The organism is Streptomyces sp. NPDC093071 (assembly GCF_044754545.1).
Taxonomy (GTDB): domain Bacteria; phylum Actinomycetota; class Actinomycetes; order Streptomycetales; family Streptomycetaceae; genus Streptomyces.
Map to the genome: position 1 here is coordinate 1 of NZ_JBIVPH010000004.1, position 21670 is coordinate 21670.

Here is a 21670-nt window from a genome sequence, read left to right on the forward strand (position 1 = left end):
ATGTGCTCCATCACGCCGCCGAGGTACAGCTCCTCGCCGTCGTAGAGCGCGTCCACGTCGATCTCGATCGCGTCGTCGAGGAAGCGGTCGACCAGCACCGGGTGCTCGGCTATCAGCCCGGCGTGCTGCCGCAGGTAGGCGGCGAGCGACGGCTCGTCGTACACGATCTGCATCCCGCGGCCGCCGAGCACGTACGACGGGCGCACCATCACCGGGTAGCCGATCTCCCCGGCGATCCGCGCGGCCTCCTCGAAGGAGAACGCGGTGCCGTACTTGGGCGCGGGCAGCCCGGCCTCGGCCAGGACCTGCCCGAAGGCGCCCCGGTCCTCGGCCGCGTGGATCGCCTCCGGAGAAGTACCCAGAATCGGCACGCCGTTGTCCTTGAGCGCCTGCGCCAGACCGAGCGGGGTCTGGCCGCCGAGCTGCACGACGACGCCCGCGACCGGACCGGCGAGGGTCTCGGCGTGGACGATCTCCAGCACGTCCTCCAGCGTCAGCGGCTCGAAGTACAGCCGGTCGGAGGTGTCGTAGTCCGTCGAGACGGTCTCGGGGTTGCAGTTGACCATCACGGTCTCGTAGCCCGCCTCGCTCAGCGCGAAGGAGGCGTGGACGCAGGAGTAGTCGAACTCGATGCCCTGCCCGATCCGGTTCGGACCCGAGCCGAGGATGATCACGGCCGGCTTCTCGCGCGGCGCGACCTCCGACTCCTCGTCGTAGGAGGAGTAGAAGTACGGCGTCTTCGCCGCGAACTCCGCCGCACAGGTGTCCACCGTCTTGTACACCGGCCGGACACCGAGGGCGTGCCGGACCTCACGGACGACGTCCTCGCGCAGACCCCGGATCTCCGCGATCTGGGCGTCGGAGAAACCGTGCCGCTTCGCGTACGCCAGCAGTTCCGGGGTGATCTCGTGCGCGTCCGCGAGTTCCCCGGCCACCTCGTGGATCAGGAAGAGCTGGTCCACGAACCACGGGTCGATCCTCGTCGCGTCGAAGACCTCCTCCGGGGTGGCACCCGCGCGGATCGACTGCATGACGGTGTTGATCCGCCCGTCGGTCGGACGGACCGACTCACGCAGCAGCTCCGCCTTGCCCCCCGGCTCCCCGGTGAAAGCGAACGGCGAGCCCTTCCGCTCCACCGACCGCAGGGCCTTCTGCAGGGCCTCGGTGAAGTTCCGGCCGATCGCCATCGCCTCGCCCACCGACTTCATCGTGGTCGTCAGCGTCGAATCGGCGGACGGGAACTTCTCGAAGGCGAACCGCGGCACCTTGACGACGACGTAGTCGAGGGTGGGCTCGAAGGACGCCGGGGTCTTCTCCGTGATGTCGTTCGGGATCTCGTCCAGCGTGTACCCCACGGCCAGACGGGCCGCGATCTTGGCGATCGGGAAACCCGTCGCCTTCGACGCCAGAGCACTCGACCGGGACACACGCGGATTCATCTCGATGACGATGATCCGGCCGTCGTCCGGGTTGACCGCGAACTGGATGTTGCACCCACCGGTGTCCACGCCGACCTCGCGGATGATCGCGATGCCGATGTCACGGAGGACCTGGTACTCGCGGTCGGTCAGCGTCATCGCCGGGGCGACGGTGATCGAGTCGCCGGTGTGCACGCCCATCGGGTCGAAGTTCTCGATGGAGCAGACGACCACGACGTTGTCGTTCTTGTCGCGCATCAGCTCCAGCTCGTACTCCTTCCAGCCGAGGATGGACTCCTCCAGAAGCACCTCGGTCGTCGGCGAAAGTGTCAGGCCCTGCCCCGCGATCCGGCGCAGCTCCTCCTCGTCGTGCGCGAAGCCGGAGCCGGCGCCACCCATGGTGAAGGAAGGACGGACCACCACCGGATACCCACCCAGCGTCTCCACTCCCTGGAGGACGTCGTCCATGGAGTGGCAGATGACCGAGCGGGCGGACTCGCCGTGCCCGATCTTGGCCTTCACCGCCTCCACCACGCCCTTGAACAGGTCGCGGTCCTCGCCCTTGTGGATCGCCTCGACGTTCGCGCCGATCAGCTCCACCCCGTACTTCTCCAGGACGCCCTGCTCGTGCATGGAGATCGCGGTGTTCAGCGCGGTCTGGCCGCCCAGCGTCGGCAACAGCGCGTCCGGGCGCTCCTTGGCGATGATCTTCTCCACGAACTCCGGAGTGATCGGCTCGACGTACGTGGCGTCGGCGATCTCCGGGTCGGTCATGATCGTGGCCGGGTTGGAGTTGACCAGGATCACCCGCAGGCCCTCGGCCTTCAGCACCCGGCACGCCTGCGTACCCGAATAGTCGAACTCGGCGGCCTGGCCGATCACGATCGGGCCGGAGCCGATGACCAGGACGGACTGGATATCGGTGCGCTTAGGCACGCTCGGCCTCCATGAGGGCGGTCTCCATCAGAGACGTGAAGCGGTCGAAGAGGTACGCGGCGTCGTGCGGGCCCGCTGCCGCCTCGGGGTGGTACTGGACCGAGAAGGCCGGCCGGTCGAGGAGGCGCAGGCCCTCGACCACCCGGTCGTTCAGGCACACGTGGGTGACCTCCGCCCGGCCGAACGGCGTGTCCACCGGGCCGTCCAGCGGCGCGTCCACGGCGAAGCCGTGGTTGTGCGCGGTGACCTCGACCTTGCCGGTGGTGCGGTCCTGGACCGGCTGGTTGACGCCCCGGTGGCCGTACTTCAGCTTGTACGTGCCGAAGCCGAGCGCCCGGCCGAACAGCTGGTGTCCGAAGCAGATGCCGAACAGCGGCGTTCCGCGTTCCAGTACTCCCCTGACCACCGTCAGGTCCGCCGTGGCGGGGTCCCCGGGGCCGTTGGACACGAAGACCCCGTCCGGGGCCACCCCGTACACCTGGTCCAGCGTGGCGGTGGCGGGCAGGACGTGGACCTCGATGCCGCGCTCGGCCATCCGGTGCGGGGTCATGCCCTTGATGCCGAGGTCGATCGCCGCGACCGTGAACCGCTTCCTCCCGACAGCCGGGACGACGTACGGCTCGGCCGTGGCGACCTCGGCGGAGAGGTCCGCGCCCTTCATCGGCGGGGACTGCCGCACCCGTTCGAGGAGCGCCGCCTCGTCCCCGACCGTCTCGCCGGAGAAGATGCCGACGCGCATGGCGCCGCGCTCGCGCAGGTGGCGGGTGAGGGCGCGGGTGTCGACGCCGGAGATCCCGACGACGCCCTGGCGCTCCAGCTCCTCGTCCAGGGAGCGCTTCGACCGCCAGTTGGACGGCACCCGGGCGGGGTCGCGGACGACGTAGCCGGAGACCCAGATGCGGCCGGACTCGGGGTCCTCGTCGTTGACGCCGGTGTTGCCGACGTGCGGGGCGGTCATGACCACGACCTGGCGGTGGTACGACGGGTCGGTCAGGGTCTCCTGGTAGCCGGTCATGCCGGTGGAGAACACGGCCTCGCCGAAGGTCTCCCCCACGGCCCCGTAGGCGCGGCCCCGGAAGCTGCGGCCGTCCTCCAGGACGAGGACCGCGCCCCCGGCTCCGCCGGCCTGTCGTCGTGTTCCCACGTCAGATCACCCCGTTGACGAGAACCATGTACAGCGCGACGCCGCCGCCGATCGACAGCAGGGCGTTGTCCGTCTTCCAGTACATGACCGCCGCCACGGCGAGCGAGACCAGCTTCGGCAGTCCGAAGGGGTAGACGGTCACGTCGAGGTCCTTGATGGTGTACGCCACGAGGAGCACCATCACGCCGGTCGGCATCTTCTCGCCGAGGTAGCGCAGGTAGCCGTTCGCGGCGAGCTTCCCCAGGACGACGAAGGGGGCGGCCCGGAGGGCCAGGGTCACCAGGGCGATCACGCCGACGACGGCGAAGGCGTGCGCGTCGGAGAGGGTGTTCACTTCGCCTGCTCCTTGTTGTTCTCGTCGGTGTCCGTGAGCCCGTCGGTGCCCGCGGGGCCTTCGGTGTCCGTGCTCCTGCCCCGGTCCTTCCGGTACATGGCGCTGATGACGACCACGTAGAGCAGCAGGCTCACGATGAGGAACGACTCCCCGACCATGTACCGGTCCACGAGGTAGCCGATCGCTCCGGCGCCCAGGGCGAGCAGGACGAGGGTCGCGCTCCGGCTGGTGCGGACCGCGTTGACCGCGAGGGTCAGGAACATGGCGGTGAGGGCGAACTCGAAGCCCTTCACGCTCTCCGGGATCACCTGGCCGAGCAGGGCGCCGAGCAGCGCGCCGAGGAACCACCAGACGTGGCTGACCACTTGGAGGACGGTGATCTGCCGGCCGGTCAGGTGCATTCCGGGGCCGGCGGAGGTGATGCCGTAGGTCTCGTCGGTCAGGGCGAAGACGCCGTACGCCTTCCGCGTCTTCCCGCGCAGCCGGTCGATCGGGAAGGACAGGCCGTAGAAGATGTGCCGGAAGTTCACGATCAGCGAGGTGAACGCGACCTGGTAGAGCGGCAGTCCGGCCACCATGAAGCCGACGGCGAGGAATTCGATGGATCCCGCGTAGATCAGCAGGGTGGAGAGCGGGGCCCAGTACCAGTTGATGCCGCTCGCGGTCAGCAGCACGCCGAACGCCACTCCCAGCGGGATGTACGCCATGGCGACGGGCACGGTGAGCCGGACGGCCTCCCCGAAGCCTCCTTCCGGCTGCCGGTGGTCCGTCCGTTCTGTGGGGGGCGGCGATGCGCGCATGGTCTCTCCTGCGAGTTCGTGTTCGTGGGGGGCCCGGGCGTCCGGGGGGAGAGGGGTTTCGGTGGTCCCTCTCCCCCCGGTCGCCGGCGGGACTCAGACCGCTGACGGGATGGGATCGGCCCAGTAACTGGCGGCCTTGGGGTCGACGGCCCGGGTGAGCGGGTCGCGGACCACCCTCGCCAGGAGGCCGATGGGGGTGACCACCAGGTAGTAGACGATGGCCAGGAGTACGGTACGCACGGCTCGCACGCCCTTTCTGTAGCTTTCCGACGGTTTCTGACGCTTTTCCGGTCAGTCGAGGGGGATCTCGTCTCGCCAGTCGGTCTCTTCCTGCCAGACCGGCTGGTCCTCCTTGCGGAGCAGGAAGTTGCCGACGGCGAGGCGGTCGATGTTGGTCCGCATGAAGCAGGCGTACGCCTCGGCGGGGCTGGCGACGATCGGTTCGCCGCGCACGTTGAAGGAGGTGTTGACCAGGACGGAGCAGCCGGTCCGCTCCTTGAACTCGGTGAGCAGGCGGTGGTACGGGGCGTTCCGCTCGGCGGTGACGGTCTGCACCCGGGCCGAGTGGTCGACGTGGGTGACGGCCGGGATGGTGGAGCGCTGCACCTTGAGCAGGTCGAGTCCGCTGACGCCCTCGTCCCCCTCCTCGGTCTCGATCCGCTGGGCGGGCGAGACGCCGGTGACCACCAGCATGTACGGGCTCTCCTGGTGGAGTTCGAAGTAGTCCTTGGCGTCCTCGGCGAGCACCGAGGGGGCGAAGGGCCGGAACGACTCCCGGAACTTGATCTTGAGGTTCATGGCGGACTGCATGACCGGGTCGCGCGGGTCGCCGATGATCGACCGGGCGCCCAGCGCCCGGGGCCCGAACTCCATCCGGCCCTGGAACCAGCCGACGATCTTCCCGTCGGCCAGCTCCGCCGCGGTCTGCCGGGCCAGCTCCCCGGGGGTGAGACGGGTGTACGGGACGCCCTGGCCGTCCAGGTAGGCGGCGATCGCCTCGTCGTCGAACTCCGGGCCGAGCAGCGAGCCGGACATGCCGTCCGTGCCGTTGCCGAGGTGGTCGCGCCCGGCGCCCCGGTCCGAGGCGACGGCGAGGGCCGCGCCGAGCGCGCCGCCCGCGTCGCCGGCCGCGGGCTGGACCCACACCTCGTCGAAGATCCCCGCGTTGATGATCTTTCCGTTGGAGACGCAGTTCAGGGCCACCCCGCCGGCCATCACCAGATGGCGCTCGCCCGTGACCTCGCGGGCGTGCTTCGCGAGGAGCAGGACGACCTCCTCGGTGACCTGCTGCACCGAGGCCGCGAGGTCGAACTCCCGCTCGGTGAGCGGGCCTTCGGGGGCGCGCCGGGGTCCGCCGAAGAGCTTCTCGAAGCCGCGCCCGGTCATCACCTGGCCGCGCAGGTACTCGAAGTACTCCATGTCGAGCCGGAAGGAGCCGTCCGGCTTGATGTCGATCAGCTTCTCGCGGATCAGCTGGGCGTAGCGGGGCTTGCCGTAGGGGGCGAGGCCCATCAGCTTGTACTCGCCCGAGTCGACCTTGAAGCCGCAGAAGTAGGTGAACGCCGAGTACAGCAGGCCGAGGGAGTGCGGGAAGCGGATCTCGGAGACCGCCTTCAGCTCGGTGCCGCGGCCGTGCCACAGGGTGGTGGTGGCCCATTCGCCGACCCCGTCGATGCACAGGACGGCGGCGGACTCGTAGGGGCTCGGGTAGAACGCCGAGGCGGCGTGCGACTCGTGGTGCCGGCGGACGTGCAGCTCGGGGACCCGGCCGAGGCCCAGGTCGGCCAGCTCGCCCCGGACCACGTCGGCGGTGCGGCGCTTCCACTTCAGCCAGCCGGGGAGGGTGTCGCGGAAGGAGGGGAAGCCGCCCGGCGCGGCGCCGGCGAAGGTGGTGAGGACGCGGCGCCACTTCAGCTCCGGGTCCTCGTAGTAGGCGACGGCGGAGACGTCGTCGAGGGTGACGCCCGCCTCGTCCAGGCAGTAGCGGATGGCGTTGGCGGGGAAGGCCGAGTCGTGCCGGACGCGGCTGAACCGCTCCTCCTGGGCGGCGGCCACGGGGACGCCGTCGACGATCAGGGCAGCCGCGCTGTCGTGGTAGTAGGCGGCTATGCCCAGGATCAGATCGGGCATGGGAGTGCTCCTCGGGGTGGGTGCGTCGGTGGGTTCGGGACCTGCGGGACGGGGCGGACGGGTCAGCGGGGCTTGCCCGCCGAGCGGACGGCCCGGCGCGCGGCCTGGCGGGCCCGGAAGCCCGTCGGCGGGTTGAGCGAGCGGTATCCGGTGCGCACGCGCGCCCAGGCGGCGTCCAGCGCGCCCGCGCCCTGGGAGACCGTGAGGGACGAGAGGTAGGTGTCGATGGCGTCGGCGGCCCACGCGGAGTGGCCGGTGGCCACGTTGTCCACGGTGTTGTGGATGTCGACGAAGCGGGTGCTGAACCCGTACTTCTTCAGGGCGAGCCGGGCCCGCCGGTAGGTGCCGCCGACGCCGGAGAGCTCCATCGCCAGGTTCAGGCCGAGCACCTCGGGCATGAAGGTCTGCGGGAACCGGCCGATGCTCAGCCAGTACACCGGCAGCTCGAAGGAGGAGTCCCGGAAGCCCTCCCACTCCGCGAACGCGCGGTCGGCGGTGGGCGGCAGGTCGGCGCCCATCTCGGCGAGCACCTCGCGGTAGATGAGCGGGTGGTTCAGGTCCGCCTCGCCGTTGCCCAGCTCGTCCCAGTAGGTGTCGAAGAGGGAGTGCCCGATCTCCGACGAGGCGTGCTCGTAGTCGGTGAAGCCCATGATCCAGGCCCCGTCGATCAGGGTCAGCGGGGCGAGCTGCACGGTGGAGTCGACGAGCGCCTCGCGGCTGGGCAGCTCCTGCGCGGTGCCCTGCTCGAACGCCTCGCTGTGCCGGTCGTGCATGTCCACCAGCCAGGGCCGCAGGCCCCTCGGGGTCCACCGCTGCGGCAGCGGCATCTCCGCCTCGTCCATGCCGTGCCGCGACCGGCCGAGCCAGCCGTGGGCGTACTCGTGGGCCCAGGCGCGCACGGCGGGCGTGTCGGTGCGGTTCAGGAGCAGGTGGTAGGCCTCCCGCAGGTCCGCCGGGGGCCGCCCGTCGGACTCGGCCCGCCAGGCGGTGAGGCCGAGCGGCCGGGACGGGGCGAGGGCCGCGCCGCCCTCGGGGGTGCCGACGGCGGGCCCGGGCAGGGAGTCGATCCACCGGCGCACCACGTCCAGGTCCTCGGGCGAGAACACCCGGAACATCTGGCCGTTCTCCCCCACCAGGCCGTTGACCAGCATGCTCTTCCCCGGGTCGCCGGGGCGCACCAGGCGGCTGCGGGACAGCGCCCCCAGCATGGGCCGCGGGTCGGTCTGGCACTCCTTCAGCCAGTCGGCGAGCGGCCGTCCCTCCAGGGGGAACCCGTGGTGGTACACCGCGCCCTCGCGGGCCCGCTGCCGCATCAGCTCGGCCATCTCGAACGCCGGGTCGACGGCGGCGGCCAGCTCGTCGTACAGCCGCCGCGTCCACTCCCGGAGGGCGCCCAGCGCCCAGCGGAAGCCGGTGGCGACCCGTACGCGGGCGTCCTCGCCGTCCCGCTCGACGACCCGCCGCACGGCGGTCAGGGCCAGGTCGGCGCCGGCGGGTCCCGTGCCGCGCCCGGTGGCGGGGTCGACGGTCTCCCAGCGGGTGACCGCCGGCAGCTCGGCCCGTACCGGCGTGAGGGCCGGCAGCAGGCCCGCCGACCGCAGGCACAGGTCGGCGCCGAGGATCTCCGGCAGGAAGTCGTCCGGGCGGCGGCTCATGGCGAGCAGCAGGGCCGGGAGGCGGAAGTGGCCGTCGTCCAGGCGCTGGTCGGCGGCGAGCCGGCCGGCGGGCACGGCGTTCTCGGAGACGCCCAGGTGCCGGAGCACCGGCAGGTAGGCGTCGCCGCGCGAGGCGCGGGGGTCGCCGACGCCCAGGTCCGACGCGTACAGCGCGAGGACGGCCAGGACGGCGGGGTCGTCCCCGTTGCCCGGGGAGCTCAGCCACTGCAGCCAGGCGCCGGACATCAGCGCGAGCGGCGCGCAGGCCAGTGCGGCGCGCCGGACGAGCACGGCCCGGGTGCCGGGGTCGAGCGGGCCGGTGAGCTCCTGGAACCGCAGGGCCTCCGTCGCCGACCAGTCGGCCGCCCGCTGCCGCAGGTCGTCCAGGCTGCCGTCCGGGTCCCGGTCCGCGGTGAGCTCGGCGCGGATCTGGCCGGGCAGACGGCCTGCGGGCAGGGCCGCCTCGGGGTCCACGGCTCTGCCGTAGACGGCCCTGGCGGGTTCGGCGGCGGGGGTGGGGTCCGGGCCGGTGGGGCGGGTCGGTGCCGCGGCCACGGTGGGCGCTGCCACGTCGTTCCTCTCTCTCGGGTCTCTCGGGTGCGGGGTTTCCGGTCGGTGACCGGTCAGGACATCGGTCAGAACATCGGTCAGAACATCGGGTAGATGGAGGCGTCGTTCTTCGGCTTCGGCTGACGACCGAGGAGCTTGTTGACGAGGTTGCGCAGGAAGGCCATGAGGGTGTCCTTGGAGTGGGGTGGGTGGGGTGGGTGGGGTGCCGGAGACGGATGGGCACTGAATGCGGGGCCGGAGTACGGGCTGCGAGGCCGGGTACGGGTGCGGGGTGCAGGTACGGGGCCGGGGTACGGGCTTGCGGCCCCGGCGCACTAGCTGAGGCCGAGCTCCTTGGCGAGGAGCCCCGCGACGAGGTCGTGGCCCTCGTCGGTGAAGTGGATGCGGTCGACGAAGAGCCAGTCGTCCTTGCCGATCGCGTCGGCGATGACCGGGTTGCTGTCGAGGTAGCGCACGCCCATCCGCTCGCAGCCGGCCTGGAGCGCCTTGGAGTACGTCTCCCGGGCGTCCATCGACGAGATGTCGCCGTAGACCGCGCCGAAGTTGGAGATCCTGTCGAGCTCCTCGAAGATCAGCTTCTCCTGCGGGGCGGGCTCCTCGCGGACCCAGGTGGCCAGCGGCTGGAGCACGAAGGTCAGCTTCGCGCCCATACCCTCGGCCAGCAGCCGCCAGCCGTCCAGGTGGCGCAGGGTCGTGTCGGAGCCGATGTCGATCTGCTCCGAGAGGTCCGGGACCCGGGTGTCGACGGGCTCGGGGGCCGGCCGGCCGCGCCCGCCGAACAGGCCGCGCCCGCCGGACGCCTTGCGGTTGCGGGTGCGCAGCTCCTCCATCTGCCCGTAGAAGTCGTTGCAGTTGAAGAACGCGCCGCTGTCGCCGCGTACGGAGGAGGGCAGTCGGCTCAGGCCGAGGTCGTTGAAGCCGGAGAAGAGGACGATCTCGTCGACCTTCGGGAGCAGGTGGCGGTAGAGGGTGAAGAGGAGCAGTTCCTGGGTGGAGTTGTGGCTGCGGCCGGCGAAGTTGAGCCACGGCAGGGACGGGGCGTGCTCGCTCCACAGCCGCGAGGGCAGGGTGTGGCGGTCGGCGCTGGCGCCGATGCCGAACGAGGTGGAGCTGCCGGCGAACAGCCGGACCGGCCCCTCGGGGAGCGGCCCGCCGACCGAGGCGGTCTGCCCGTCCGGGCCGTGGGAGAGGCGGAAGCCGAGCCGGTCGGTGTTGACGACGTCGGAGCGGTGGCCGGCGGCGTGGAAGTACATGAGGTACGGCATCCAGCGGATGTCGCCGCGGTCGTCGAACTTCTCGGAGTACTGCAGCATCTGCGGGGTCAGGGTGGCGCGGTGGGACATGTGCGGGGTGCTCCTTACGGGTGCGGTGCGTGCGGCGGATCGGCGTGTGCGGGAGTCCGGGATCGGTGGTCCGGGATCGGGGGGGTCAGTCCAGCGCCTGGGCGAAGTCCGCCTTCAGGTCGTCGAGGTGTTCGAGGCCGACGGCGATGCGGACCGTCCCCTCCGTGATCCCGATGGCGCGCAGTCCCTCGGCGTCCATCGAGCGGTGGGAGGTGGCGGAGGGCTGCTGCACGAGGGTCTTGAAGCCGCCGAGGGAGACGGCGCGGTCGGCGAGCCGCAGCCGCCGGGTGAACTCGACGGTCTCCTTGCGGCCGCCCTCGACGTCGATGGCCAGGACGCCGCCGTACCCGTCGGGGAGCAGGCGCCGGGCCAGTTCGTGGCCGGGGTGGCCGGGGAGTCCGGGCCAGTGGACCTCGGCGATCCGGGGGTGGCCGGACAGGAACGCGGCGAGCCCGTCGGCGTTCTCGTGGTGGCGGCGCATCCGCAGCCCCAGGGTGGCGAGTCCGCGCAGGGTCAGCCAGGCGGCGAACGGGTCGGCGACGGTGCCGGTCTCCAGCGAGCGGGACCACACCCGGCGGTGCAGGTCCGCGTCGGCGAAGGAGGCGATGCCGCCGAGGACGTCGCAGTGGCCGGAGAGGAACTTGGTGGAGGAGTGCACCACGACGTCGGCGCCGAGGGAGATCGGCCGGCAGCCGATCGGGGTGGCGAAGGTGTTGTCGACCACGCAGGTCAGCCCGGCGGCCCGGCCGGCGGCGAAGAAGGCGGGCAGGTCGGTGACCTGGGCGGTGGGGTTGGAGAGGGTCTCCAGGTACAGGACCTTGGTGGTCGGCCGCAGGGCCTCGGCGACCTCGGCCGCGTCGCGTCCGTCGACGTAGGTGACGTCCACGCCGTAGCGGGCGGAGAGGTCGCGCAGCAGGGCGAACGTCCCGCCGTACAGGTGCTTCTGGACGATGACGTGGTCGCCGCTGCCGAGCAGGGTGTGCAGCACCGTGTGGATCGCGCCCATGCCGCTGGAGGCGGCGAGGCTGGCGGCGGCGCCTTCGAGGGCGGAGACGGCGTCCTCCAGGGCGCGCACCGTGGGGTTGGAGTTGCGCAGGTAGGCGAACGACTCCGGGCTGTTGATGGCCTCGGCCAGGTCCTCGGGGTCGTCGTAGCCGAAGTTGGCGGTCTGGTAGAGCGGCGTGTTCAGCGGCCGGGCCCCACCCAGATCGGGAATCCCTACATGGATCGCCTGGGTCTCCGGATGCAGCTGTGTCGGCACGGTGTTCCTCTCGGGATGTCGGGGCCGCCCGGCGTACTCGGCGTACTGCGGCGGAACTCAGCTTCACGCGGTCCGGGCCGCCTGTCACCGCTTCTCGGGTGCCACGAAGATGCATGGCACGGGTGTGCCAGAAAGCGCCCCGGCGACCGGGAAAACCACTGGTGGAGGCGGTTGTCGCGGCAGTTTCGTGCGATGCACTTTCGTGCCGGGGAGGAGGCGTGGCGCGGCCCGGCGGGGCGGCGCAGGATGGGTGCCCGTCGCCCACGAACGCCGAGGAGAGGCAGTACGTCGATGAACACCGCAGAACCGGTGCGCGAGCTGACGGTCGTCCGCGCGGAGCCGGAGGCCGAGGGGGTCCTGGGGATCACGCTGGCGGACCCGGGCGGCGGCCCGCTGCCGGAGTGGACGCCGGGGGCGCACGTCGACGTCGAGCTGCCGTCGGGCCTCGTCCGCTCGTACTCGCTGTGCGGCCGGCCCGGGGACCGCGACGCGTACCGGATCGCGGTGCTGCGCGTCGCGGACGGCCGGGGCGGGTCGGAGGAGCTGCACACGACGGGGCTGACCGGCCGGAGGCTGACGGTGCGCGGCCCGCGCAACCACTTCCCGCTGGTGCCGGCCTCGCGGTACGTGTTCGTGGCGGGCGGGATCGGCATCACCCCCGTCCTGCCGATGCTCCGCGAACTGTCCGAACGCCCCGACGCCCCCGCCTGGTCACTCCTCTACGGCGGCCGCTCCCTGGACACCATGGCCTTCCGGCCGGAACTGTCCGCGCTGCGCGGCGGGGAGGTCGTCCTGTGGCCGCAGGACAGCCACGGCCTGCCGGACCTGGACCGCGCGCTGACGGGCCTCCCACCGGACACGGCGGTCTACTGCTGCGGCCCGGAAGGCCTCCTGGAGGCGGTACGAAACCACACGGACCGCCTGCTGCCGCCGGGCTCCCTGCACCTGGAGCGCTTCCGCGCCCCGGACCGGCCCGACCTCCCCCCGGCGGACGGAGGCTTCGAGGTGGAACTCCACCGCACCGGAACGACCCTCCACGTCCCCACCGACCGCACCCTCCTCGACGTGATCCGCGAGGCGGTCCCGAACGTCCCGTCCTCCTGCGAACAGGGCCTCTGCGGCACCTGCGAAACAAAGGTCCTCGCGGGCACCCCGGACCACCGGGACATGCTCCTCACGGACGAGGAACGGGAGACGGGCACGACGATGATGATCTGCGTGGGCCGCTCCAGGAGTGCGCGTCTGACGTTGGATCTGTAGGGAGGGGGCGGGCCCGGCGAGGACCGTCCACCGACGGACCGCCCCGTCACGCGCTTGGCACAATGCCCGGGTGTTCGACTTCGACATCGAGACCTACGCCCCCGAGTGGCTGTGCGGCCGCGCCGCGATCGCCGCCCTTCACGGCGACCGTCTGCGCGCGCTCGTGGGGAGGACGCTGGTGCGGGCCTGGCTGCTCTGGGACGTCGCGGACGACACGTGGTTCGCCGACGGTCCCGTTCTGCTCGACTTCGGCGGGGAGCAGGTCGAGATCCAGCACCGGAAGTTCGACGACCTCGCGGTGAGCTGGAACTCCCTCGCTCCCCGCGGGTCCGCCCACTGGCCGGGGTTCGACCTGCGCTGGCGCCACGACGCGGTGCCGGCTCTGACCTCGCTCCAGGGCCAAGTGCTCCAGGACGTCGAGCTCCTGGAGTGGCGCGGCGACGACGCGGCCCGGGGGATGGTGGCCGTCGGCTTCGTCTTCCCGCACGGCCGGGTCACCGTCTTCAACGCGCTCGACGAGAACGGCCTGGACTTCACGGCACCCGAGCCCTCCTACGCGCGCCACCCCTGGGCCGAGCACGAGGAGCCGACCGCGTGAACGCCCACGACATCCCGTGGCACCCGGACGAACACGTCCGCTTCGCGGCCCACCTCGACAGGCTGAGGCACGTCGCCGAGCCGCACGAGGCCGCCCTGGTCGGCGACGTCCTCACCGATCCGGACAGGACCATGGCCCGGTCCGCCGTACTGCGGCACCTGGACCGCCGAGCCGCCGACCTCCACCCCGGCCCCGCCTACGAGGAGTGGGCACGGGCGATGACCGAGGCCACGGCCGACCACCCCTTCCTGGTCCGGCGCCTGCGGGAGTGGTCCCTCTTCCGCGCCGTCGCGCTCGGGCTGCCCCGGCAGCCGGACGACCTCCTCGCCCCGTCCGACTGGCTCCGGCTGAAGACCGCCGCCGGAACGAACACCGAGGCCGTCGCGATCCTCGCCCAACGCGGCCGCACCAAACGAATCCGCGACACCGCCGGGGCCGGCCTCACCCACGGCTCTTGACTGCTGGCGATAGGGACGTCTTCCTCGTCCTCCGCGTGACCCGCCCTTGCCGTCCGGTACGGGAGACACTGTGGTCTCGGAACATGCCGCGCGGCCCGCCAGGAGAGTTCATGACGCACAGGGGTCGACCTCGAGTTCATCTGCTCACCGGGGGTCCGGCCTGGGAAGAGCGGCGATCCGCGACGCAGCCGACGCCCCGGAAGAAGCTGGCGAGGAAACAGCGGGACGCCCTCAAGCAGTTGGATGCGAGCCTCCTCGGCCTGAAGGCCGCCCTGAGGCACCGGCAGCTCGGCTTGGCCCGCCGACTGAGAAGCGCGGCTTGGGAGCAGGTCGATCTCCTCCCCGCGCACCTGACGCACGAACAGCGCCGGGACCTCTTCCGGGCGAAGCTCGCGATACACGCGCTCGCCCGGCACGTGGAGGGCCGGCGCCGCCCCGATCCCGCTCCCCCCGCGCCCACTGGGTAGCATCCCCCGGATGCAGCTCCACCTCATCGGCAACGTGCCCGACGGCCTGACCCTACGAGCGCGGTCCTTCGTCTCCACGCACGGCGTCAAAGTCGACGTCCGCCCCGTCGAGGGGCACAGGCAGTGGTGGCTCGACCGGGACGTCCCGGCCTCGGCGATCGACCGGATGGCGGCCTACCAGGAGCGATGGGGCGGCCTGCTCCTGCCACCCGGGCCGAAGTACGACGGAGGCCCCAAGTACCTCGATCCGGACGCGCCCGAAGCGGACTCCGCGGGGTGGTGGTTCGAAGCCGGGATGCAGCGGACCGCGGTCCCCTACTCCTTCATGATCAGCCCGTCCGGCGAGTTCGGCATCCACGCGGGAAAATGGGCTCCCCTCCACGCGACCGTCGAGGGCTGGGTGGAATCGCTCGCCCTGGCCCACCACGCGTCCATGTGGGCCCGACAGGTCACCAAACTCGTCGGCGACGACGCCGACGGCATCGACCTGACCGGCTACGCACCGGTACGCGAGGTGAGGGGCCTGACCGACACCTGGTGGCGAGGGCCCGACTCGCTGATCGCCCTCTACGACGGAGAGGCCACGGCCCTCGACTTCCCCCGGGGCCGCACCGCGATGATCTACTCCGGCCTCGACGAGTGGGGGCTACGGGGAGGCGTGGACGACGACTGACCTCGTCGCGAAGGAGAGACCGGTCCGGCGCAAGACCGCCCGACCCGCTCCGTCGCGGGCGGGCGGCCTTGCGCCGGACACGTCAGACGTTGAAGCGGAATGTCCGCGGACTGGTCGGGGGCACCGAGGCGGCAAATCCATGGCACGCGGGCGGGACCTGCGAGAAGACCACGATCTTCTGCCCGTTCTCGCCGGCCTCCCGGACGATCTCGCCGCCACCCGGGGCGGGGAATCCGCGGAGCGCGTCGAAGGTGGTCGCCCCGACCCCGCCCCGCCCCTTCCAGCCGGCGAACGCTTCGTGGCGGTCGGGGCCGTGCAGGAGCACGCACCGCAGCGTGCTGCGGGCCTCGACCTCGCGTACCCAGTTCACCAGCACGCTCGGCGGACAGACGACCATGAAGTGGCTCTGTCCCTTGGTCGCCGCATGCGTCAGCGCCGCGATCGCCTGGATGGTCTTGCCGAGCCCCATCTCGTCGCCGAGCACCACTTTGCGTTGGGCAAGGACGAACCTCGCACCGAACTCCTGGTACCCGCGCAGTGAGACACGCAAGGCCGGAGTCGTCGAGGCGCCGGCGCCGTACCCGCTGGGCGAGCTCGTCGGGCAGGAATCCCTGGGCAGCGTCCACGTCCGGCGCCCGACCGGGGATCTCGGCGAGCAGGCTGCAGTACTCGGCGGAGCGCAGCTCGAAGTCGACCCAGGCCGCGATGTCGGTCGCGGGCCCACGCAGCAGATCCACCGATGCCTGGGTGAGCAGCTCGAGCACCCCAGCCCGATCCGCGTCCTCCACCAGCGACCGGATGCCGTCGACGGCCGCGAGCGCCCGGGACCGCTTCTCCCGGCCGGCCAGGAACATCCGGAACCGTCCGGCTGCCGGTCTGGCGTCGGCCAGCAGCGGACCGAGTCGTCGCGACAGGCCTTCGACCGTCCCGACCGCCCGTCGCCCGTCCGGCCCTGCCTCCACCAAGAGGTTCAGGGCGATGACGAGTGCGGTGGTCCGCGGCTCCGGCCGGTCCACGTCGATGCGAACGGCAACGGCATCATGCACGGCCTCGGACAGGCGCCGGGCGGCCGCGAGGATCTGGTCCGCGGTCCGTTGGCCGATCCCGGGAATCTGCCGCAAGCGGTAGGGGCCCGCTTCGAGCACGCGGCCGACCGTCCCCAGTCCGCTCCGCTCGATGCCCTCCAAGCGCAGCCGGCCCTCAGTGACCTGCTGGAGCCGCGCAACGGGGGTGGCATCGAGCTCCCGCGCCACCACCTCGTCCTGGAGCGGCTTCAGCGCCTCCTGTACCGCCTCGACGGCCCTGCCGTGATCACCGCACACCGCCTGAGCCGCCGCATACAGCCGCGCCCCTCCCGCACATCCCGCCCCACACGCTCCGCCCCTCTTCCCCATGCCCAGCTCAAGGACCGGAGCGCACCGGAACATCTCCATGGATGAGCAGTACTACACCTCTCCATGACAGCCACGATCGCTAGGGTTGTCCCATGACCGCACTGCCCGACTGGATGCGTCCGCCACGCGCGGAGGGCTGGTTCGCGGAGGATCTGGACCGCCTCCCCGAGGCGCCCCGCCACACCGAGCTCATCGACGGAGCACTCGTCTTCATGATGTCGCCCCAGCGTGCCTGGCACGGCCGCCTCGTCACCGCCCTGACCACCACACTCATGGCGCAGGCGCCGGTCGGCTTCGAGGTCGAACGGGAGATGACGATCCGCCTCGACGCCCGCAACCGCCCCGAGCCGGACCTCTTGCTGACGGACCTGCCCTACGACCCCGACCGCACCTGGTACGCCCCGGAGAACGTGAAGCTCGTCGTCGAGGCCGTCTCTCCCGAGTCCGCCCACCGCGATCGCACCGTAAAACTTCGCAAGTACGCAGAGGCCGGCATCCCGCACTACTGGTGCGTCGAAGATGAGGACGGAGCACCCGTCGTCCACGTCTACGAGCTCGACGAACCCACTGGCGCCTACGCGCCCGCGGGTATCTTCCGGGGCACCCTCCAGCGCCCGGTGCCCTTCGAGATCAACCTGGACCTCGACAGCCTCACACCTCCCCGAAGCAGCTGAAAAGTCTGCGCCGAGCCGGTACGGGAATACGCAAGGGGTCGGACTCGACAGAGCCCGACCCCTTCTGGCCTGCGCGTTTCATTCCACCCCTAACGCGCAGTAAGTGTATGGCTACACATTGAAGCGGAATGCCTGCGGCCTGATCCTGACCTGCGGCGGAGCCCCTCCAGGGCCCTGACCTGGGTTTTCCTGGTTGATACGCGTTGGCTCCCGCCTACCGTTTACGGGTGTCCTGCGGACTGGCTGCGGACTGGCCGGGCGTGCCGAGGCAGAGAAATCCATGACGCACCGGCCGGACCTGCAACGAGACTGCGAAGGTGAGCAACCGCTACCCCTGTCCCTGCTGCGGGCACCGCGTGCTCGACGCCATGCCCGGCTCGTACGAGACCGGCCCCGTCTGCTCCTGGGCGGACGACGGAGTCCAGTTCCGCTGACCGACCATGGGCGGCCGTGCGAACAAGGTCTCCCTGATCGAGGCCCAGCACAACCACCAGGACTTCGCGCCTGCGACGAGCACGGCCGCGGTACGTCCGCCCGCCAGCCGGGGACGAGCAGCTAGACCCCGCCTGGCGCCCCATCGATCTGACACGGACTACTCACGCCCAGCGCTGAGCCGGCGACGTGCCCCGCGCCTCGCCGCGCGCGCAGGGGCGCGTAACTCAGGCGGACACAAAGCACCTTCTGTCATGTCCAGAGGGCGCCTACACGGCAGTTTATGAAGGGTTGCGGCAGGGGACTGTCAGTGGCGCCCTGCATGCTAGGGGCGAGCCGAGGCCAAAGGGGATGCACCACATGGGTGGAGTCGATACGGCACGGGGCATGGGGTTCCAGACAGCGTGCGCCATTCTGCAGCTCATCCGTACCACGGAGGAGTACCCGGAAGCGGAGATCTTCCGGGTGGAGGGCGCCGACGAGGCCATCGACTTCGAGGTACGCGACGCGCAGGGGCGGCCGCTGCTGCTCGCGCAGGCGAAAACCCGCATCGAGCCGGGATCATGGTCCGGTCCGGAGCTGGTGCGGCTGGCCCGCCGGTGGGGGGCCGCCGATCCCGGCGGCACGGCAGTGCTGCGGTTTCTCTCGGACGCCCCCGTGCACCCGTCGGGCCAAGCCCTGCGGGACGCTGTAACAAGAGCCCGGGCAGTGCCGGACCCCAACCGGTGGCTGGCGGAGTGCGAGGATGAGGTGCCGGCCTCGGTGGGGCTCACCGTCGAGGGCCACAAGTTGCTGCGACGACTGGAGATTGAGACCCGGATTGGCCCCTGGGAGCAGATCCTCGATCAAGCCCGGCTGGAGTTGCTGCGACTGTCCCCCGTCGCCATGGCGGCAGCCGAGGTCGACGGCACCGTCGATGCACTGTTCGTGAAGATGTTCCAGTGGTCCGGGGACCGTCGGCTCGCCCAGCGCACGGTCCAGCTGGACGAGCTTCCCCGGATCCTGCGAGGCCGCCGGGGCAGGCTGGAGGCAGGCGCGGATACGCCGCCCGGGCCTGGCCGCGCGCTGTTACGTGACGTCCCCTCGGCAGCCGGCGTGCGTGGCCGAGACCGCGAGCTAACGGCTCTCAGGGAGCGGTTCCTGGGCGAGCACGATGCGGGAATGGTCCGAGCTGTGGTGTCCGGTCTCGGGGGGATCGGCAAGTCGAGCATCGCCCGGCTGTACGCCCATCGGTACCGAGGCATGTACGAGTTTGTTTGGTGGATCCCATCCGACACCCGGGAGGACGTCCTTGCCGCATATCGACGAATGGTCGCCGAGGAGCAGCAGGAAGCCGGGACGGCGACCGAGGAGGAGACCATTGCCCAGGTCGGCGTTCGCCTGGCGAACCTGGGATCCCGTCTGCTGCTGGTCTACGACAACGTCGCGGACCGGCAGCATCTGCATGGGCTGCTGCCCTCCTGCGACGGCGCGCATGTACTTGTCACCACCCGTGACTCGGCCTGGAGCGCGGCGGACGGCGGACTGATTGTCGAACGGATGACGGCCGACGAGGCCACCGCCTGGGCCGGAGAGCGGCTGCCTGCGGTCTCCGACACCGAGGTGACCACGCTGGTCGACGCAGTGGAAGGCATCCCGCTCGCCATCGCCCAGGCCACCGGCTACATCGCAGCGACCCAGTGCCCGGTCGGCACCTACCTAGCAGAGCTCGCCAAATGCCGAACCCGATTGCTTGACGATTCCGGCTTCGTGCAGCTCGACTATCGGCAGGGTGTGACGCTGACCGCGGCGGTGGCCCTGAGCGTGGGGAAGGTGCTCGATCAGGCGCTGCGGGCATCCGAGGGCACGGGACAGCATCTCGCCGCGGAACTGCTCGCTCGATGCTCCCTGCTCGCACCGGACTCCATTCCGCTCCATCTCGCGACACTCGACCTTCCGACTGGATCTGCCGTCTACGGGGCCGTAGCGGAGCTGCGCAGATACTCCTTGGTCGACCCTCGAGATGGCGTACTGGCGATCCACCGCATCGTCCAAGAGGTCATCCGCGCGATGCTGGACGGCGATGCCGTGAACGAGATGCAAGGTCGCTTCCAGTACGAGCTGGTGAGGCGGCTAGTGGAGTGCCAGAAGCAGCACACCTGGACGGAGGCCGCCGTCTTGATTGAACACGCGGTCCATGTCGCGCACAACGTGCGGAACAGCGGCTACGGAAACGGCAACACCGTCGCCCTGTTGGCCAATGTGGCTGGAGCCATCATGAACGTACAGAGCGATCTCCTGCGCAGTGAGGCGTTGTTGCGCGAAGCGTTGGAGATCACGAAGGAAGGAGGTGTGGACAATCCGGTCTACCGCCGAGCCGCGACGACATGCACGTTGGCTCAGTGCCTTCTCAATCAGTCACGGTTTGAGGAGGCGGCGGAGGCCGCGCGAACCAGCTGGACCCTGCTGGAAGGTATGCGTTCACTCAGTACGGAGGGTGTGGAGCATCTTCTCCTGGCCCACGAGTCCGACATGCGCGCGGCCGTCGCTCAGGACCAGTTTGCCGATGTCGCTCGCGCCAGTACTCGGATCGAAGAGGTGCTGCAGCGCGAGGAAGTGCCGCCGGCGATTGCCCTTCGAACTCGACTCCAACAAGCGCAAGTGCTGGTGTGGATCCAGTACTGGGACAGCGCAGCAATGGTCATCAACCAGGCCAGAGCCGAGGCTCCGACAGAGGCCGAGACGAACACGGAGCTTCGTTTCCTGGACGCCACCATCAAAGCTTCCATGGGCCGCGTGGAAGAGGGCCTCAGCATCACCGCTACCATTCCCGAGCCCACCGAGCGAACGGTCGTGAGCATCACGCGGACCACGTGATTGAGGCGGCGCACGCCGTGATGGTCGGCAGTCTGACTCGTCACGAGAAGGGGCTCACTACGGAAGCCTGGGTTCTTCAGGCCGCAGAGTCGATGATCGACCGGGGTGAGGCCATACTGCGAGCACATACCCCAGCTGGGCCAGACATGTTGGCCCCTGTCTTGCAGCGGCGCGCAGTTCTGGAAATGACCCGACATCTGATTGGGCATTCGGACGGGGGGACCGAGAGGTGCCGCACCTTGATGCGACAGAGCCTCGACCTGTTTGAAGCGGCAGGGCAGGGCCACGTAGCACTCGCGACCACGGCACGCCGGTACATGGAGCTAATGGAACAAGAAGCCCAGGACAAGCCTTCGGGGCACATCAGCGCTGATGCCCCGGCGATTTACCCGCTGCAGTCCTCGGGTGGGGGCGGCACGCACCGAATCTCCGAGTTCTCCTGGCCCAGAGTAGTGGCGCTTGCCCAGGCTGCTCCGCCGGAGGCGCGCCTGCTGTACGGCCTGATCGGAGCCACCGCCTACCACCTGGGTGGCCAAGAGGCTCCCTCCCCTGCCTTCCTTTGCCAGGCCTTCGCCACGGCCTTGCGCTCCATGGGTCTGGAGGGTCGCGTAATCCCGTCGATGTTGCGAGTGATCCGCGGCGACGATGAGCCCCTGCCCCTACCCGAGTGGCGGCTTCCGCCAACTGTCACAGCGAATGGGGAGATCTTGGGGCACATGGTCGTCTGGTGCGAAGACGCCGGTCGACTGGTGGACCCATCGCTGCTCCTTGGCCAGAGCCGATTCGGCCCTGGCGCCGCAGAGCATGAGATCTTCCGGGCGCCTGCCGTTCTACCGGCGCCTGGGTTGAACGCTCTGCTCGGTTTCAGACCCGCCACTCATCGAGAGGGGTATCTGCTCGCGTACGAGTTCCACCTCGACTGGGAGGAGCACCTCGGTGGGGTGCTCACACGCTTGGACGAAGCGGCGATAGCCAGATTCGCGCGGGTACTCGCCACCTCCGCCACCCTGGCAGCCGCTACCGATCCACACGCGTGAACGAGGCATCCGGCGCTGCGGACTGCTGCGGACAGCAAGGGACCCCGCCCGACGTCGTCGCAGGTCAGGGCCCCTCCGGGGGGACGATCACACGTTGAAGCGGAATGTCTGAGGGCTGATCCTGACCTGCGGCGGAGCCCCATCCAGGGCTCTGACTTGGGATTTCCCGGTTGGCGCGCGTTGGCTCCCGACGGCCGTTTACGGGTGTCCTGCGGACTGGCTGCGGACCG

Annotated in this window: 18 protein-coding genes and 1 pseudogene; 9 read left to right on the forward strand and 10 right to left on the reverse strand. The window is 70.4% G+C overall.

All coding sequences use genetic code 11. From position 1 onward, the window contains the following. The 9 genes from carB to ACIQD7_RS16910 form a co-directional block, all read right to left on the reverse strand. On the reverse strand, positions 1-2354 hold a 2354-nt coding region (gene carB, locus ACIQD7_RS16870), incomplete at its 3' end, for a carbamoyl-phosphate synthase large subunit (protein ID WP_402442378.1). Next, entirely contained in the window at positions 2347-3498 is a 1152-nt protein-coding gene (gene carA / locus ACIQD7_RS16875) for a glutamine-hydrolyzing carbamoyl-phosphate synthase small subunit (protein ID WP_402442380.1), read from the reverse strand. The genes carB and carA, both read right to left, overlap by 8 nt. A gap of 1 nt (position 3499) precedes the next feature. Next, complete coding sequence (locus tag ACIQD7_RS16880; protein ID WP_351970307.1) at positions 3500-3832, reverse strand: AzlD domain-containing protein; 333 nt, start codon at positions 3830-3832, stop codon at positions 3500-3502. Beyond that, positions 3829-4632, reverse strand: coding sequence for an AzlC family ABC transporter permease (locus ACIQD7_RS16885; protein WP_402442382.1), 804 nt, complete (start codon positions 4630-4632; stop codon positions 3829-3831). The genes ACIQD7_RS16880 and ACIQD7_RS16885 overlap by 4 nt, the downstream gene beginning before the upstream one ends. Before the next feature lie 93 nt (positions 4633-4725). Continuing rightward, positions 4726-4872, reverse strand: coding sequence for a hypothetical protein (locus ACIQD7_RS16890; protein WP_383412822.1), 147 nt, complete (start codon positions 4870-4872; stop codon positions 4726-4728). Between the two features lie 51 nt (positions 4873-4923). Then, positions 4924-6762: a carbamoyltransferase gene (locus ACIQD7_RS16895; RefSeq protein WP_402442383.1), complete on the reverse strand. Its 1839-nt coding sequence runs from the start codon at positions 6760-6762 to the stop codon at positions 4924-4926. Positions 6763-6824: 62 nt separating this feature from the next. Continuing rightward, a complete protein-coding gene (locus ACIQD7_RS16900; RefSeq protein ID WP_402442384.1) occupies positions 6825-8987 on the reverse strand; it encodes an iron-containing redox enzyme family protein in 2163 nt (720 codons plus the stop codon). Between the two features lie 314 nt (positions 8988-9301). Next, positions 9302-10330, reverse strand: coding sequence for an SGNH/GDSL hydrolase family protein (locus tag ACIQD7_RS16905; protein WP_383412830.1), 1029 nt, complete (start codon positions 10328-10330; stop codon positions 9302-9304). 85 nt (positions 10331-10415) lie between these two features. Then, entirely contained in the window at positions 10416-11591 is a 1176-nt protein-coding gene (locus tag ACIQD7_RS16910) for a trans-sulfuration enzyme family protein (RefSeq protein WP_383412832.1), read from the reverse strand. 291 nt (positions 11592-11882) lie between these two features. Here ACIQD7_RS16910 and ACIQD7_RS16915 point away from each other — a divergent pair, with 291 nt between their 5' ends. The 5 genes from ACIQD7_RS16915 (at position 11883) to ACIQD7_RS16935 (ending at position 15047) form a co-directional block, all read left to right on the forward strand. Continuing rightward, the gene (locus tag ACIQD7_RS16915) at positions 11883-12851 is read left to right on the forward strand and encodes a PDR/VanB family oxidoreductase (protein ID WP_402442386.1); all 969 of its coding nucleotides are present in this window, start codon (positions 11883-11885) and stop codon (positions 12849-12851) included. A 70-nt stretch (positions 12852-12921) separates the two neighbouring features. Beyond that, on the forward strand, positions 12922-13449 hold the full coding sequence (locus ACIQD7_RS16920) for a hypothetical protein (protein WP_402442388.1): 528 nt from the start codon (positions 12922-12924) through the stop codon (positions 13447-13449). Continuing rightward, positions 13446-13907, forward strand: coding sequence for a hypothetical protein (locus ACIQD7_RS16925; protein ID WP_402442390.1), 462 nt, complete (start codon positions 13446-13448; stop codon positions 13905-13907). The genes ACIQD7_RS16920 and ACIQD7_RS16925 overlap by 4 nt, the downstream gene beginning before the upstream one ends. A gap of 110 nt (positions 13908-14017) precedes the next feature. Continuing rightward, entirely contained in the window at positions 14018-14374 is a 357-nt protein-coding gene (locus tag ACIQD7_RS16930; protein WP_402442392.1) for a hypothetical protein, read from the forward strand. Between the two features lie 10 nt (positions 14375-14384). Next, positions 14385-15047, forward strand: a complete 663-nt coding sequence (locus ACIQD7_RS16935; protein ID WP_402442394.1) for a hypothetical protein — start codon at positions 14385-14387, stop codon at positions 15045-15047. 205 nt (positions 15048-15252) lie between these two features. On the opposite strand, the pseudogene ACIQD7_RS16940 reads toward ACIQD7_RS16935, so the two are convergent. Next, positions 15253-16441 (reverse strand): annotated as a pseudogene (locus ACIQD7_RS16940) (SNF2-related protein); the annotation flags it as partial. A 92-nt stretch (positions 16442-16533) separates the two neighbouring features. Between ACIQD7_RS16940 and ACIQD7_RS16945 the strand changes: the two are divergent. The 4 genes from ACIQD7_RS16945 to ACIQD7_RS16960 all read left to right on the forward strand — a co-directional run bounded on the left by ACIQD7_RS16945 (position 16534) and on the right by ACIQD7_RS16960 (position 21440). Then, on the forward strand, positions 16534-17115 hold the full coding sequence (locus ACIQD7_RS16945; protein WP_402442396.1) for a Uma2 family endonuclease: 582 nt from the start codon (positions 16534-16536) through the stop codon (positions 17113-17115). A 317-nt stretch (positions 17116-17432) separates the two neighbouring features. Further along, positions 17433-17549, forward strand: coding sequence for a CPCC family cysteine-rich protein (locus ACIQD7_RS16950; protein ID WP_381419017.1), 117 nt, complete (start codon positions 17433-17435; stop codon positions 17547-17549). Positions 17550-17934: 385 nt separating this feature from the next. Further along, positions 17935-20403 (forward strand): NB-ARC domain-containing protein, encoded by a 2469-nt coding sequence (locus ACIQD7_RS16955; RefSeq protein ID WP_402442398.1) that lies wholly within the window; start codon positions 17935-17937, stop codon positions 20401-20403. 242 nt (positions 20404-20645) lie between these two features. Beyond that, positions 20646-21440: a hypothetical protein gene (locus ACIQD7_RS16960; RefSeq protein WP_402442400.1), complete on the forward strand. Its 795-nt coding sequence runs from the start codon at positions 20646-20648 to the stop codon at positions 21438-21440. Positions 21441-21670 lie beyond the last annotated feature (230 nt).

What these genes read in the sequence shown, in the direction of transcription:
- ACIQD7_RS16885 (WP_402442382.1), bottom strand. Translation starts at nt 4,632, where the DNA reads ATGCGCGCATCGCCGCCCCCCACAGAACGGACGGACCACCGGCAGCCG.
- ACIQD7_RS16930 (WP_402442392.1), top strand. Translation starts at nt 14,018, where the DNA reads ATGACGCACAGGGGTCGACCTCGAGTTCATCTGCTCACCGGGGGTCCG.
- ACIQD7_RS16945 (WP_402442396.1), top strand. Translation starts at nt 16,534, where the DNA reads ATGACCGCACTGCCCGACTGGATGCGTCCGCCACGCGCGGAGGGCTGG.
- ACIQD7_RS16935 (WP_402442394.1), top strand. Translation starts at nt 14,385, where the DNA reads ATGCAGCTCCACCTCATCGGCAACGTGCCCGACGGCCTGACCCTACGA.
- ACIQD7_RS16955 (WP_402442398.1), top strand. Translation starts at nt 17,935, where the DNA reads ATGGGGTTCCAGACAGCGTGCGCCATTCTGCAGCTCATCCGTACCACG.
- ACIQD7_RS16895 (WP_402442383.1), bottom strand. Translation starts at nt 6,762, where the DNA reads ATGCCCGATCTGATCCTGGGCATAGCCGCCTACTACCACGACAGCGCG.
- ACIQD7_RS16960 (WP_402442400.1), top strand. Translation starts at nt 20,646, where the DNA reads ATGCGACAGAGCCTCGACCTGTTTGAAGCGGCAGGGCAGGGCCACGTA.
- ACIQD7_RS16905 (WP_383412830.1), bottom strand. Translation starts at nt 10,330, where the DNA reads ATGTCCCACCGCGCCACCCTGACCCCGCAGATGCTGCAGTACTCCGAG.
- ACIQD7_RS16915 (WP_402442386.1), top strand. Translation starts at nt 11,883, where the DNA reads ATGAACACCGCAGAACCGGTGCGCGAGCTGACGGTCGTCCGCGCGGAG.